Source organism: Pantoea sp. B9002 (assembly GCF_013385945.1).
In the GTDB taxonomy this organism is placed as follows: domain Bacteria; phylum Pseudomonadota; class Gammaproteobacteria; order Enterobacterales; family Enterobacteriaceae; genus Pantoea.
This window is the reverse complement of record NZ_JACAPA010000010.1, coordinates 173615-187035: the sequence shown is the minus strand read 5'-3', so window position 1 is coordinate 187035 and position 13421 is coordinate 173615. Positions and strand designations below refer to the sequence as shown.

General features: G+C 54.3%; 13 protein-coding genes. 5 read left to right on the top strand and 8 right to left on the bottom strand.

Translation table 11 applies throughout. The annotated features are described in order from the left end of the window. Window positions 1–35 precede the first annotated feature (35 nt). The 5 genes from cysZ to crr all read left to right on the top strand — a co-directional run bounded on the left by cysZ (window position 36) and on the right by crr (window position 4982). Window positions 36–794 (top strand): sulfate transporter CysZ, encoded by a 759-nt coding sequence (gene cysZ / locus HX773_RS08005; protein ID WP_176971121.1) that lies wholly within the window; start codon window positions 36–38, stop codon window positions 792–794. Window positions 795–934: 140 nt separating this feature from the next. Next, window positions 935–1906 (top strand): cysteine synthase A, encoded by a 972-nt coding sequence (cysK, locus tag HX773_RS08000; protein ID WP_007889072.1) that lies wholly within the window; start codon window positions 935–937, stop codon window positions 1904–1906. A 388-nt stretch (window positions 1907–2294) separates the two neighbouring features. Beyond that, the gene (ptsH, locus tag HX773_RS07995) at window positions 2295–2552 is read left to right on the top strand and encodes a phosphocarrier protein Hpr (RefSeq protein ID WP_007889063.1); all 258 of its coding nucleotides are present in this window, start codon (window positions 2295–2297) and stop codon (window positions 2550–2552) included. A gap of 157 nt (window positions 2553–2709) precedes the next feature. Further along, entirely contained in the window at window positions 2710–4437 is a 1728-nt protein-coding gene (gene ptsI, locus HX773_RS07990; protein ID WP_176971120.1) for a phosphoenolpyruvate-protein phosphotransferase PtsI, read from the top strand. Between the two features lie 41 nt (window positions 4438–4478). Beyond that, on the top strand, window positions 4479–4982 hold the full coding sequence (gene crr, locus HX773_RS07985) for a PTS glucose transporter subunit IIA (protein WP_176971119.1): 504 nt from the start codon (window positions 4479–4481) through the stop codon (window positions 4980–4982). Between the two features lie 227 nt (window positions 4983–5209). On the opposite strand, the gene HX773_RS07980 is transcribed toward crr, so the two are convergent. The 8 genes from HX773_RS07980 to HX773_RS07945 form a co-directional block, all read right to left on the bottom strand. Beyond that, window positions 5210–6571 carry an ATP-binding protein gene (locus HX773_RS07980; RefSeq protein ID WP_176971118.1) on the bottom strand — a complete coding sequence of 454 codons (1362 nt, stop codon included), beginning with the start codon at window positions 6569–6571 and terminating at the stop codon, window positions 5210–5212. After that, window positions 6568–7248, bottom strand: a complete 681-nt coding sequence (locus tag HX773_RS07975; protein WP_008107810.1) for a response regulator transcription factor — start codon at window positions 7246–7248, stop codon at window positions 6568–6570. The genes HX773_RS07980 and HX773_RS07975 overlap by 4 nt, the downstream gene beginning before the upstream one ends. A 176-nt stretch (window positions 7249–7424) precedes the next feature. Further along, window positions 7425–8306 carry a cysteine synthase CysM gene (gene cysM / locus HX773_RS07970; RefSeq protein ID WP_176971117.1) on the bottom strand — a complete coding sequence of 294 codons (882 nt, stop codon included), beginning with the start codon at window positions 8304–8306 and terminating at the stop codon, window positions 7425–7427. A gap of 72 nt (window positions 8307–8378) precedes the next feature. After that, entirely contained in the window at window positions 8379–9467 is a 1089-nt protein-coding gene (gene cysA, locus HX773_RS07965; RefSeq protein WP_061717907.1) for a sulfate/thiosulfate ABC transporter ATP-binding protein CysA, read from the bottom strand. Continuing rightward, window positions 9457–10329, bottom strand: a complete 873-nt coding sequence (cysW, locus tag HX773_RS07960) for a sulfate/thiosulfate ABC transporter permease CysW (protein WP_176971116.1) — start codon at window positions 10327–10329, stop codon at window positions 9457–9459. Before cysW ends, cysA begins: the two co-directional genes overlap by 11 nt. Beyond that, window positions 10329–11162, bottom strand: a complete 834-nt coding sequence (cysT, locus tag HX773_RS07955; RefSeq protein ID WP_064739484.1) for a sulfate/thiosulfate ABC transporter permease CysT — start codon at window positions 11160–11162, stop codon at window positions 10329–10331. The genes cysW and cysT overlap by 1 nt, the downstream gene beginning before the upstream one ends. After that, on the bottom strand, window positions 11162–12178 hold the full coding sequence (locus HX773_RS07950; RefSeq protein ID WP_176971115.1) for a sulfate ABC transporter substrate-binding protein: 1017 nt from the start codon (window positions 12176–12178) through the stop codon (window positions 11162–11164). The genes cysT and HX773_RS07950 overlap by 1 nt, the downstream gene beginning before the upstream one ends. Before the next feature lie 270 nt (window positions 12179–12448). Next, window positions 12449–13345 carry a Dyp-type peroxidase gene (locus HX773_RS07945; protein ID WP_176971114.1) on the bottom strand — a complete coding sequence of 299 codons (897 nt, stop codon included), beginning with the start codon at window positions 13343–13345 and terminating at the stop codon, window positions 12449–12451. Between the last annotated feature and the right edge of the window lie 76 nt (window positions 13346–13421).

Here is a 13421-nt window from a genome sequence, read left to right as displayed (position 1 = left end):
TGGTCGCGCCGCTATATTTAGGAGAAAGGCTCGCTATGCCCGCAGGAAATTCGGTCTCAACATTTAATGGTGTTCACTACTTCGCTGAAGGATGGAAACTGGTGCGGCTGCCCGGCATTCGTCGCTATGTCATCATGCCGCTACTGATCAACATTGTGCTGCTTGGCGGTGCTTTTATCTGGCTGTTTCAGCGTTTGGGTCAGTGGATCCCGGCGTTAATGTCACATATCCCCGACTGGCTGCAGTGGCTGAGTTATCTGCTGTGGCCGTTATCGGTGATTTCGATTGTGTTGGTGTTCAGCTACTTCTTTTCGACTCTGGCGAACCTGATTGCTGCTCCCTTTTGTGGCTTGCTCGCCGAGCAGCTTGAAGGGCGATTGACCGGAACGCCATTGCCAGATAGCGGTTGGGTGGGCCTGATAAAAGACGTACCGCGCATCATGAAGCGAGAGTTTCAGAAGCTCGGCTACTATTTGCCGCGTGCGCTTGGTTTGCTATTGCTGCACTTCATCCCCGGATTTGGACAAACGGTGGCGCCCGTTCTATGGTTTTTATTCAGTGCGTGGATGCTGTCCGTGCAGTATTGCGATTATCCGTTTGATAACCACAAAGTGAGTTTCCAGCAGATGCGCCAGGCGTTGCGCCAGCACAAAAGCGCGAATATGCAGTTTGGTGCGCTGGTTAGCTTGTTCACCATGATCCCGATTATCAATCTGGCGATTCTGCCGGTTGCGGTATGCGGTGCAACGGCCATGTGGGTGGATCGTTATCACGCACAACATGCGCGCCGCTAAAGCTTTAACTTGCCTTATGCATTTTTGCGTAAGGCTTATGGTTGTGCGCTATATAGATATGCGATTTCTTTCCTTCCGCACATCATTAGAAAAGGTATGCTCTGAGGGTTCCCAATATTTCATACAGTTAAGGACGAGCTATGAGTAAGATCTATGAAGACAACTCTCTGACAATTGGTCATACGCCGCTGGTTCGACTGAACCGCATCGGTAACGGCCGCATTCTGGCTAAGGTCGAGTCGCGCAACCCGAGCTTCAGCATCAAATGCCGTATCGGTGCCAATATGATTTGGGACGCGGAAAAACGCGGTATTTTGAAGCCGGGCGTTGAGCTGGTTGAACCAACCAGCGGTAACACCGGTATTGCGCTGGCTTACGTCGCTGCAGCGCGCGGTTACAAGCTGACGCTGACCATGCCAGAAACCATGTCTATTGAGCGCCGCAAGCTGCTGAAAGCGCTGGGTGCTAACCTGGTGTTGACCGAAGGTCCAAAAGGCATGAAAGGTGCCATCGCGAAGGCGGAAGAGATTGTCGCCAGCGATCCGGATAAATATGTGCTGTTGCAGCAGTTCAGCAACCCAGCCAATCCGGAAATCCACGAAAAAACCACCGGCCCAGAAATCTGGGAAGATACCGACGGCGAAGTTGACGTGTTCATCGCGGGCGTGGGCACCGGCGGTACGCTGACTGGCGTGAGTCGCTACATCAAGAATACCAAAGGCAAGAAAGAGCTGATTACCGTTGCCGTTGAGCCAACCGATTCACCGGTTATTGCTCAGGCGCTGGCGGGTGAAGAGATCAAACCGGGCCCACATAAAATTCAGGGCATCGGTGCCGGCTTCATTCCTGGCAACCTTGATCTGAAATTGATCGACCGCGTAGTGGCGATCACCAATGAAGAAGCCATTAGCACTGCACGTCAGCTGATGGAAGAAGAAGGCATTCTGGCGGGTATCTCTTCAGGTGCTGCCGTTGCTGCCGCGCTGAAGCTGCAGGAAGACGAAGCCTTCGCCAACAAGAACATCGTGGTGATTCTGCCCTCCTCCGGCGAACGCTATTTAAGTACCGCACTGTTTGCCGATCTCTTCACTGAGAAAGAACTCCAGCAGTGATGCTTAAAGTCTGAAACTGACGAAAAAAGCACCCGAATGGGTGCTTTTTTGTGGTGCAGATCTCACTTTTATCACCAGACAGATTGCTTTCAGTGATGCGGCTCTGGTATTTAAGCTTCCAATTATTTCGGTGCCTGAAATTAATCTGCCTTTGAAGTGGATCAAGCTGAATCGATTTACTGATTTGGCGAAACGGCGAATCACGGCATAATGAGAAGAGTGACGCATTCGTGCAGTTTTTGATCTGTCACTGTTAATGACGTACTCATTCGAGCGCATTTTGTGGTGAGCTTAATGCCATACCAGCGCACCTACACAGGCTAAAGTTACGGCTCCAGGCTAGACTTTAGATCCATAACACCAAACCTGATAAAGTTGGGGAAATAGAATGTTCCAGCAAGAAGTTACCATTACCGCACCTAACGGCCTTCATACTCGTCCTGCAGCTCAGTTCGTGAAAGAAGCAAAGGCTTTCCAGTCAGAAATCACTGTGACCTCCAATGGCAAATCTGCCAGCGCGAAAAGCCTGTTCAAACTGCAGACTTTGGGTCTGACTCAAGGTACGGTTGTTACGCTGTCTGCCGAAGGTGAAGACGAGCAGCAAGCGGTTGAGCACCTGGTCAAGCTGATGGCTGAGCTGGAGTAACCGGCTCAGTTCGCAACTAAACCGACCCCTTTGCCCCATTGAGTGCAAATATCTTGATCGCGGACAACCTGTCCGCGTTATTGCATCTTTAGAGTACTGCTCCGCGACAGTGGCGACGCATCGGGTCAATGAGCCATCGTGATTAAAAGGTAGGGTTATGATTTCAGGCATTTTAGCATCACCGGGTATCGCTTTCGGCAACGCACTTTTGCTGAAGGAAGATGAGATCGTCATCAGCCGTAAAAAAATTACTGACGATCAGGTTGAGCAGGAAGTTCAGCGCTTCCTCGATGGACGCAGCAAAGCTGCTACACAGCTCGAAGCCATTCGCATTAAAGCCGGTGAAACCTTCGGTGAAGAGAAAGCTGCGATCTTTGAAGGTCACATCATGCTGCTCGAAGACGAAGAGCTTGAGCAGGAAATCATCGACCTCATCAAAAAAGACCACGCTACCGCTGACGCCGCTGCTCACACCGTGATTGAAGGCCAGGCCGTTGCACTGGAAGAGCTGGATGATGAATACCTGAAAGAGCGTGCGGCTGACGTACGTGATATCGGTAAACGTCTGCTGCAGAACATTCTCGGTCTGCACATTGTTGATCTGAGCGCGATTGCTGAAGAATCTATTCTGGTGGCGAAAGATTTAACGCCGTCAGAAACCGCACAGCTGAACCTGAAAAAGGTGCTGGGCTTTATCACCGATATTGGTGGACGTACCTCGCACACCTCTATCATGGCGCGTTCACTTGAGCTGCCAGCAATTGTCGGCACCGGTAACGTGACCACCACCGTGAAAAACGGTGATTTCCTGATCATTGATGGCGTGAACAACAAGATTTACGTCAACCCTTCAGAGCAGGAACTGGAAGAGCTGAAAGCGATCCAGACGCAATATCTTTCTGAGAAGCATGAACTGGCGAAACTGAAAGATCTGCCAGCGATTACGCTGGACGGCCATCAGGTTGAAGTCTGCGCTAACATCGGTACCGTGCGCGATGTCGCTGGTGCAGAACGTAACGGCGCAGAAGGTGTTGGCCTGTACCGTACCGAGTTCCTGTTTATGGACCGCGATTCACTGCCAACCGAAGAAGAGCAGTTCCAGGCTTACAAAGCGGTTGCTGAAGCTGTGGGTTCGCAGGCGGTTATCGTGCGTACCATGGACATCGGCGGCGACAAAGACCTGCCTTACATGAACCTGCCGAAAGAAGACAACCCGTTCCTCGGCTGGCGCGCGATTCGTATCGCCATGGACCGCAAAGAGATTCTGCATGCGCAGCTGCGCGCGATTCTGCGTGCATCCTCTTTCGGTAAACTGCGCATCATGTTCCCAATGATCATTTCAGTAGAAGAAGTTCGCATTCTGAAAGGCGAACTGGAGCTGCTGAAAGCGCAACTGCGTGAAGAAGGCAAATCCTTTGATGAGACCATTGAAGTGGGCATCATGGTTGAAACGCCAGCATCCGCAGTGATTGCTCGCCATCTGGCGAAAGAAGTCGACTTCTTTAGTATTGGGACAAATGACCTGACGCAGTATACTCTGGCGGTCGATCGTGGTAATGATTTGATTTCACACCTCTATAACCCAATGACGCCATCTGTTCTTGGCCTCATTAAGCAAGTGATCGACGCATCACATGCCGAAGGGAAATGGACCGGCATGTGTGGTGAGCTGGCTGGTGATGAACGTGCTACACTACTGTTACTGGGAATGGGGCTGGACGAATTCAGCATGAGCGCCATTTCAATCCCAAGCATCAAGAAAATCATTCGTAATACTAATTTCGAAGATGCGAAGGCATTGGCGGAGCAGGCTCTGGATCAACCAACAGCGGATGATTTGATGAATTTGGTCAACAAGTTCATTAAAGAAAAAACGCTCTGCTGATCCACGGACGCTAGCCTCAAATTACTGCTTAGGAGAAGATCATGGGTTTGTTTTCTAAACTTTTTGGCGAAAAATCAGAGAGCGCGTCAGGCACTATTGATATCGTTGCGCCTCTGTCAGGCGAAATCGTAAATATCGAAGACGTACCTGATGTGGTATTCGCTGAGAAAATCGTTGGTGACGGTATCGCAATCAAACCAACCGGCAACAAAATGGTTGCACCGGTTGATGGTACTATCGGCAAGATTTTCGAAACTAACCACGCATTTTCAATCGAGTCTGATAACGGCATCGAACTGTTTGTTCACTTCGGTATCGACACGGTTGAGCTCAAAGGTGAAGGTTTCAAACGCATCGCTGAAGAAGGCCAGAAGGTTAAGAAAGGCGACGTGGTGATCGAGTTTGATCTGGCACTGCTGGAAGAGAAAGCTAAATCCACGCTGACGCCGGTTGTAATCTCGAACATGGACGAGATTGAAGATCTGATCAAACTCTCCGGTCAGGTAACTGTGGGCGAGACTCCGGTTATCCGCATCAAGAAGTAAGCTTCGGCTGATTCGTGAGAATTGTAAAACGGCACCCAATGGGTGCCGTTTTTGTTTGAGACTGCCCTACCCTTGCCTCTTTCAGCGCGCACAATGCGGAAAGAGGTCGGGACGACGGGGCAGAGGAGTAAAGGGTCTCGCGCCAGGGAAGGCGCGAGACGAGGCCCAGGGACGGTTTATGCCGTCTTTACGATCTGCCCCGTCGTCCTGACCTAGTGCACCAAGCCTTATTCCGGTTTCCAGCGCGGCAGCCTTAACGTCAGCTCCAGACCACCTTCCGGGCGATTTACCGCTTGAACTTCACCGTGATGCGCCAGAATCACCTTACGCACAATCGATAACCCCAAACCGTAGCCTTTGCCCATCAGCGGAGAATTCACGCGGACAAAAGGATCGAAAATGCTCGAAAGCTTCTCTTCATCAACGCCCGGCCCTTGATCGCGCACGCTAATTGCCAGCCACTGATTCTCCGCCTGCAGCCGCACGTTGATGTGCTGCCCTTTGTGTGAGAAACGCAGCGCATTGCGCAGCACATTCTCCACGCCACGGCGAATCAGCTCCGCATTACCGTGAACGGTGTAATCCGCATTATCATCCACCTGAAAATCGACTTTCACGCCGGGAATCTGCGCCTCGTAGCGCACATCGGTGACCACCGCATGCAGCAAGCCGGTGAGATCGAAATACTGTTCGCCCGGCATACTTTCGTGCTCAGCGCGCGAAAGCGTCAGCAGCTCGCCAATCATTTTGTCGAGGCGTCGGGCCTCTTCATCAATGCGATTGAGCGAGGATTCAACAGATTCCGGCGTCTGGCGCGCCAGGCCGGTCGCCAGCTGCAAGCGCGCCAGCGGAGAGCGCAGCTCGTGGGAAATATCATGCAGCAGCTCTTCTCGCGCTTTTACCAGCGTATCGAGGCGCTCCACCATCGCATCAAAATCCTGCGCAACGTTCGAGAGTTCATCATGGCGTTTACGCATCACCGGATAGAGCCGCACCGACAAATCACCGCTGGAGACGCGCGCAAAGCCCTCACGCAGCTGCCGCATTGGTCGCGTTAGGTTCCACGCCAGCAGCAGGCTAAACAGTAGCCCCAATGCGCCAGCGAAGGTAAACATCGGTTCGGGGATATTCAGGATGCGGCGCGGGCGGCCGCCGCCCATTGAGCTGTCTTCGCGCAAGCCTTTAACGTCGTAACGCAGCTCGTACTGTTTGCCATCCTGCCCTTTCACCCAGCGCACAATCACATCAGGAAACGGTCCCTGAAAGGGTTCGTTGATGCTTTCTGGCGGCGCATTGTTGGGCGTCGCGGCGGGCTTATCGTGCTGGATCACCGAGAAGAATTGCCGATCGTTCGGTTCCCAGTCGGCCATCATGTCATCAAGCGAACTGGGACCACCGCGCTCCAGCACTGAAACCGCCGACGCCATCTGAAGATTGACGATACGCCGAATCGCCACCAGCTCTGGCGGCTCATGTCGATTACCGGAGAGCGTAAAGCCAAGCCACAACAGCTGGCTGATAATGACAAACACAATCCAGAAGCCCAGCAAAATCTTCCAGAACATGCGGCCGCGATAGCTGTGTTTCATCGAATGCGATAACCAATACTGCGCACAGTTTCAATGTTGACGCTGTCGGCGGTTAAGGCTGCCAGCTTTTGACGGATGTTGCTGATATGCACATCAACGCTGCGATCGTAAGCTTCGCGCGGACGGCCAAGGCCTTTTTCCGACAGCTCATCTTTCGACACCACGCGATCCGGCGCACGCAGCAGCAGATCCAGCAAGTTAAACTCTGAAGCCGTCAGATCGAACGCTTTGCCCTGCCACTCAGTGATACGCGTGGCAGGATTGAGGCTCAAATCGCCCCAGCGCAGCAGCTCTTTCTTATCCGGCAGCGGAGTCTGATCTTCAAAGCGACGCAGCACGGCGCGCAGACGGGCCACCAGTTCACGCGGATAGCACGGTTTCGGCATGTAATCATCCGCACCCATTTCCAGGCCAATCACCCGATCAATGTTATCGCCTTTCGCCGTCAGCATAATCACCGGTAACCGGCTGTTCTGCCGCACCTGGCGCAGTACATCGATGCCGCTCATATCAGGCAGCATGATGTCGAGAATCATTGCGGTATAGTTGCCCGATAACGCACCTTCCACACCGGCGCTACCGGTTAAAACCAGTTGTGTTTCAAAACCTTCAGCAATCAGGTATTGGCTCAACATGGTGCCAAGTTCTACATCATCATCAACCAGCAGAATTTTCATCGTTATCTCTCGTGTAAATTGCCGCTATTTTGTCCTGAGTCCACAACGAACGCAGCCGGTTTTACGCGATCCTTACGTTGCTTACGTCAGACGATTATTACGAAGACTATAGACAAAAATGGCCTGGACGCACCATCACAGTACGCGCAGGCCAGTTCATCGGCGGGAAAGTAGGATCAGTGGAAAACGCCGGTGGAGAGATAGCGGTCGCCGCGATCGCACACAATGGCCACCACCACGCTGCCTGGCTGCGCCGTGGCGATACGCAATGCGCCCGCCACCGCGCCGCCAGAGCTGACACCACAGAAGATCCCTTCACGCTGCGCCAGCGCTCGCATGGTCTCTTCCGCCTCGCGCTGCGCCATATCAATCACCTCATCCACTAACTCCGGACGGAAAATGCCGGGCAGATAGGCTTCAGGCCAGCGACGTATACCGGGAATGCTGCTGCCCTCTTGCGGCTGCAGCCCAATTATTTTCACCGCCGGCGCGAACTCTTTCAGGTAACGTCCAACACCGGTAATGGTGCCGGTGGTGCCCATGCTGGAGACAAAATGCGTCATGCGGCCAGCGCTTTGCTGCCAGATTTCCGGGCCCGTGGTGAGATAGTGGCCCAGCGGATTATCGGGATTGTTGAACTGATCCAGCACGCGTCCTTCGCCGCGATCGGCCATCGCCTGCGCCAAATCGCGCGCCCCTTCCATGCCCTGCTCGCGCGTCACCAGCAGCAATTCAGCGCCGTAGGCGCGCATCGCATCCTGGCGCTCCTGGCTCATGTTATCGGGCATTAGCAGGCGCAGCTTGTAGCCTTTCATCGCGGCGATCATCGCCAGCGCAATGCCGGTGTTGCCGCTGGTGGCTTCAATTAAGGTATCGCCCGGTTTGATGTCACCGCGCAACTCCGCCTGATGAATCATCGACCAGGCCGCACGATCTTTGACGGAACCGGCTGGATTGTTGCCTTCCAGCTTTAGCCAGATCTCGCTGCCGTTATCAGGCGTCAGGCGCTGCAACTTTATCAACGGCGTATTGCCGATGGTATTTTCCAGTGTGGTCACGGTTTGATTCCAGACGAAAGAGGAGCAAATAAAACGGGCGGGAAAGTCCCGCCCGAAGGAGTGTCAAAAATATCAGGCGCTCTCGGCAAAGGCAACCGGGCGCAGCGGCGTAGTGCCATGGTAAATTCGCGCCTGTTGCAGACCAACGAACAGGCGTTCACCGCGAATCGGCGCATTGTGATCGCCATCGAATACCACGGAGAATACATCGCCCTGCCAGCCGCTCGGCTGCACTACCAACTGCCAGAAGTGACCGCGTGGACTGATCTCCAGCACCTGCACCGGCAAAGGCGTTTCCAGGCTGCTCTGGCGTGAAATATCGATTTCCCACGGACGCAGGAACAGTTCAACTTCGCCCTGATGCGCCGGCGTATAGCCCAGCGGCCAGCGATGCGCGGCCACATGGAACTGCGAGCCGTGCACTTCGCCTGCAAAGCGATTCACTTCACCGAGGAATTCGAGCACAAAGCGCGTCGATGGATCGCGCCATACGTCATCTGGCGTGCCAACCTGTTCGATATTGCCCTGGCTCATCACCACCACGGTGTCCGCCACTTCCATCGCTTCTTCCTGGTCGTGGGTCACGAACACGCTGGTGAATTTCAACTCTTCATGCAGCTGACGCAGCCAGCGACGCAGCTCTTTACGCACCTGCGCATCAAGCGCGCCAAAGGGCTCATCCAGCAGCAGAATTTGCGGCTCAACGGCCAGCGCACGCGCCAGTGCGACACGCTGCTTCTGCCCGCCCGACAGCTGCGCCGGGAAACGGTTGGCCAGATGTGCCAGCTGCACCATTTCCAGCAAACGCGTAACGCGTTTTTTGATCTCTGCGGCATTCGGACGTTCACGGCGCGGCAGCACCGTCAGGCCAAAGGCGATGTTGTCGAACACCGTCATGTGGCGGAACAGTGCGTAGTGCTGGAACACAAAGCCCACCTGACGATCGCGCGCATGGATGCGGCTCACGTCTTTGCCATTGAAATGGATCTGTCCGCTGTTCTGGTGCTCCAGCCCGGCGATAATGCGCAACAGCGTGGTTTTACCGGAACCGGATGGGCCCAGCAGCGCCACCATCTTGCCGGAAGGAATGTCCAGAGAGATGTCGTTCAGTACCGAAGTGCGGTCAAACGCTTTGTTAATTTGTTTAATCTCAATGCTCATGATTTTCCTCCTGTAGGCGCTTCTGCTGATGCTCTAATCGCCACTGCACCACGCTTTTCAGAAACAGCGTTACGATTGCCATCAGGGTCAGCAGCGCGGCGGCAGTAAAGGCGCCCACGGTATTGTAATCCTGATGCAGTAATTCAACCTGAAGCGGCAAGGTATAGGTTTCGCCGCGAATCGATCCCGAAACCACCGAGACCGCACCAAATTCACCAATCGCACGTGCGTTGGTCAGCACCACGCCGTACATCAGCGCCCAACGGATATTCGGCAGCGTCACGCGGCGGAACATCTGCCAGCCGGATGCGCCCAGCAGCACCGCCGCTTCATCTTCGTGACTGCCCTGACTCAGCATCACCGGCACCAACTCACGCACCACAAACGGACAGGTAACGAAGATAGTGGCCAGCACCATGCCCGGCCAGGAGAACATAATCTGAATATTGTGCGCATCCAGCCAGCCACCCGCAGGACCGTTGACGCCCCAGAACAGCAGATACATCAAACCGGCAACCACCGGCGACACCGCAAAAGGAATATCAAACAGCGTCAACAGCAGCTGGCGGCCTGGGAAGGTGAAGCGCGTCACCAACCACGCCAGCAGCGTACCGAACACCATGTTGACCGGCACGGTAATCAGCGCCACTAAAATGGTCAGCCAGATGGCGTGCAGCATGTCGCCATCTTTCAGGTTACTCAGCGAGGCAACCAAACCCTGGTTGAGCGCTTCCCAGAAGATGGAAACCATCGGCACCACCAGCAGCAGAATGGAAACCAGCGCACCGATGCCAATCAGCAGCCACTTGCCCCAGTTGATTGGCTGGCGGTCGGCGTGATTGATATGTGAAATCTCCGCCATCAGTGGCCTCCTAAGCGACGGCCAAAGCGGCTCTGCAAGGTGTTAATCGCGAACAGCAGCAGCAAAGAAGCCGCCATGATCACCGAGGCGATGGCACTCGCCGCCGGATAATCAAACTCCTGCAGACGCACGAAAATCATCAGCGAGGTCACTTCCGTTTTCCACGCGATGTTACCGGCGATAAAGATCACCGCGCCGAACTCGCCGATGCTGCGGGTAAACGACAGCGCAGTGCCGGCCAGCAACGCCGGCGCCACTTCTGGCAGCACCACGCGACGGAAGCTCTGCCAGCGCGTTGCGCCCAGCGTTTCCGCAGCTTCTTCATATTCCGGACCTAACTCTTCCAGCACCGGCTGCACGGTACGCACCACAAACGGAATGCTGGTAAAGGCCATGGCCACGGCAATGCCAAGCCAGGTGTAAGAGACTTTGATATCAAAATGCGCCAGCCACTGACCGTACCAGCCGTTGACCGAAAACAGGCCCGCCAGCGTTAAACCCGCTACCGCAGTCGGCAGCGCAAACGGCAGATCCATCAACCCATCAAGCAGCGTGCGGCCGGGGAAGCGATAGCGCGTCAAAATCCACGCCATCAACATGCCGAATACGGCGTTGAACAGCGAGGCCACGCCCGCCGCCAAAATCGTCACTTTATACGCGGCGATCAGCTGTGGATGGCTAATCACCGCCCAGTATTGCGCCAGCGTCATCTGCGACAGCTGCATCAGCAGCGCGCTGATTGGCAGCAGCAGAATCAGGCAGGTAAACAGTAAGCTGGTGCCGAGGCTCAATCCAAAGCCCGGCAAGACACGTTTTTGAGCGAGCGCGAACATTAACCGCGCCCCGCTGCCAGTAATTTGTCCAGCTCACCGTCATTGGCAAAATGGACTTTCATGACGTTTTCCCAGCCGCCAAAGGCGTCTTTGACGTTGAACAGTTCAGTCTGCGGGAAGCGATCTTTCTGCTCCGCCATCAGCTGCGGGTTATTCACGCGATAGTAGTAACTGGTGATGATTTTCTGCGCTTCAGGCGTGTAGAGATAATTCAGATAGGCTTTGGCCGCGTCGGTGGTGCCGTTGTGCTCGACATTTTTGTCGACCCACGCCACCGGGAACTCCGCCAGAATATTGGTTTTTGGCACGATCACTTCGTACTGGTCTTTGCCGTACTGATTACGGATGTTATTCACTTCCGATTCAAAGCTGATCAGCACATCGCCCAGACCGCGCTCGGCAAAGGTGGTGGTAGCACCGCGACCGCCGGTATCAAACACTTCAACGTTCTTCAGGAACTTCGCCATAAAGGCTCTGGTTTTAGCTATATCTTTGCCATCCGCCTGATCGGCAGCGCCCCACGCGGCGAGATAGGTGTAACGGCCATTACCCGAGGTTTTTGGGTTAGGGAAAATCAGCTTCACGTTATCGCGCGCCAGATCGGCCCAGTTGTGAATCTGCTTCGGGTTACCTTTACGCACCAGAAACGCCATGGTGGAGTAAAACGGTGAGCTGCTGTTTGGCAGACGTTGTTGCCAGTCAGCGGGAATCAGTTGGCCTTTGTCGTGCAGCACCTGCACATCGGTGACCTGATTGTAGGTCACCACATCGGCGCGCAGACCTTGCAGAATCGCCAGCGCCTGCTTAGAAGAACCGGCGTGCGACTGCTTGATAGTCAGCTTGTCATTGGGATGGGCAGCGTCCCACTGCTTTTCAAATGGCGCATTCAGGGCAACGAACAGTTCGCGCGAAACGTCGTAAGAGCTATTCAGCAACTCGGTCGCTTGCGCCGCACTCGCTAAAGCACACGACAGCGCGATACCGCCAAGCCATTTTTTCGAAATCGGAAGTGTCATGCTGCACCCTGAAAGACGGCAATTAAGCCAATGCCATTAGATGCTGTCAGTGTATTTATAACTCAGGGGAAAGCTGTAACGGTTTTATATATCGTTTAGGGATTTCAAAGTCTAAAAAAGCATAAGACGGCGGCAGAGTTTATGCGGTGAATGGGAATGTAAATCAGCATGGAAGCGATTCATTGCGCAATAAATTGCGCCGCTACAAATGAGTGCAAGTATCCGTAGCGGCGCGATTAATCGCGCTCTGTTGACCTTAATTCATAGATGTTACAGCGCTTGCAAAGCATCCAACGACGGCGCAAAAAAGTAGCTACCGCTTACCGGTTTAGTGAAGCGCAACATGGCGTCCATTTTGCCGTCGCGCTCGCCGAACATGCTCAGCAGCTGCTGCTCAATATTGTAGAGACGATGACAATACGAGATGAAATAGAGGCCATGCGTGCCGCTGGCGCTGCCGTATGGCAGGCTTTGGCGCAGAATCTTCAGCCCTTTGCCCTCTTCTTTCAGATCGACACGGCTGAGATGCGACGTCGCAGGGCGCTGATCGCCCGGCAGCTCTTCATCCGTCTCTTTAGTCCGGCCAATAATCGCTTCCTGCTTCTCCACCGCCATGCGATTCCACAGCTTGAGGTTATGCTCCCAGCGCTGGGTAAACACATAGCTGCCGCCCGCATCCGCGCCTGCGCTGATAATCGCCACTTCCTTGCGCGCTTCGCCCTGCGGATTTTCCGTGCCATCGACGAAGCCCGACAGATCGCGGTCTTCAATCCAGCGGAAACCGTGCGTCTCTTCTTCGATATTTACCGCAGCGGCAAAGGCGCTAAGTGCCGCCTGAGCCAGCGCGAAGTTCACGTCGTGTCGTTGGGATTGAATATGGATCAGCAAATCGCGCTGCGTGGCAGGCGCAATGCCGTTACCCAGTGCGGAGAAAGCTTTGAGTTCAGGTGCAGAAGCGTTGCCTTGCAGATCGCGCCACAGCGCATCGCCAAAGGCGATCACCGCGCCCAATCCGGCATCACTGAATTGCGTTTGCAGCGCTTCAAGCTGCTGTAAGAAGGATTTGCTGCCCTGGCGCAGCGCGTCAAGATCGCCCGTGACGCGGGCTTCAAGCCAAATGGCGAAACGGCGGTGCTCCAACAGGATCCCGCTCTGAAACTGAGACATTGCAATGCTCTCCGGCATGAAGGTTAGACGATGTTTTTTTCGCCCGTATCATACCGGAAAGCCACACTGTTTTAGC

Bases quoted from the DNA above. Each gene is read 5' to 3' on its own strand.
- cysZ (WP_176971121.1), top strand. From the start codon at position 36: ATGCCCGCAGGAAATTCGGTCTCAACATTTAATGGTGTTCACTACTTC.
- cysK (WP_007889072.1), top strand. From the start codon at position 935: ATGAGTAAGATCTATGAAGACAACTCTCTGACAATTGGTCATACGCCG.
- ptsH (WP_007889063.1), top strand. From the start codon at position 2,295: ATGTTCCAGCAAGAAGTTACCATTACCGCACCTAACGGCCTTCATACT.
- ptsI (WP_176971120.1), top strand. From the start codon at position 2,710: ATGATTTCAGGCATTTTAGCATCACCGGGTATCGCTTTCGGCAACGCA.
- crr (WP_176971119.1), top strand. From the start codon at position 4,479: ATGGGTTTGTTTTCTAAACTTTTTGGCGAAAAATCAGAGAGCGCGTCA.
- HX773_RS07980 (WP_176971118.1), bottom strand. From the start codon at position 6,571: ATGAAACACAGCTATCGCGGCCGCATGTTCTGGAAGATTTTGCTGGGC.
- HX773_RS07975 (WP_008107810.1), bottom strand. From the start codon at position 7,248: ATGAAAATTCTGCTGGTTGATGATGATGTAGAACTTGGCACCATGTTG.
- cysA (WP_061717907.1), bottom strand. From the start codon at position 9,467: ATGAGCATTGAGATTAAACAAATTAACAAAGCGTTTGACCGCACTTCG.
- cysW (WP_176971116.1), bottom strand. From the start codon at position 10,329: ATGGCGGAGATTTCACATATCAATCACGCCGACCGCCAGCCAATCAAC.
- cysT (WP_064739484.1), bottom strand. From the start codon at position 11,162: ATGTTCGCGCTCGCTCAAAAACGTGTCTTGCCGGGCTTTGGATTGAGC.
- HX773_RS07950 (WP_176971115.1), bottom strand. From the start codon at position 12,178: ATGACACTTCCGATTTCGAAAAAATGGCTTGGCGGTATCGCGCTGTCG.
- HX773_RS07945 (WP_176971114.1), bottom strand. From the start codon at position 13,345: ATGTCTCAGTTTCAGAGCGGGATCCTGTTGGAGCACCGCCGTTTCGCC.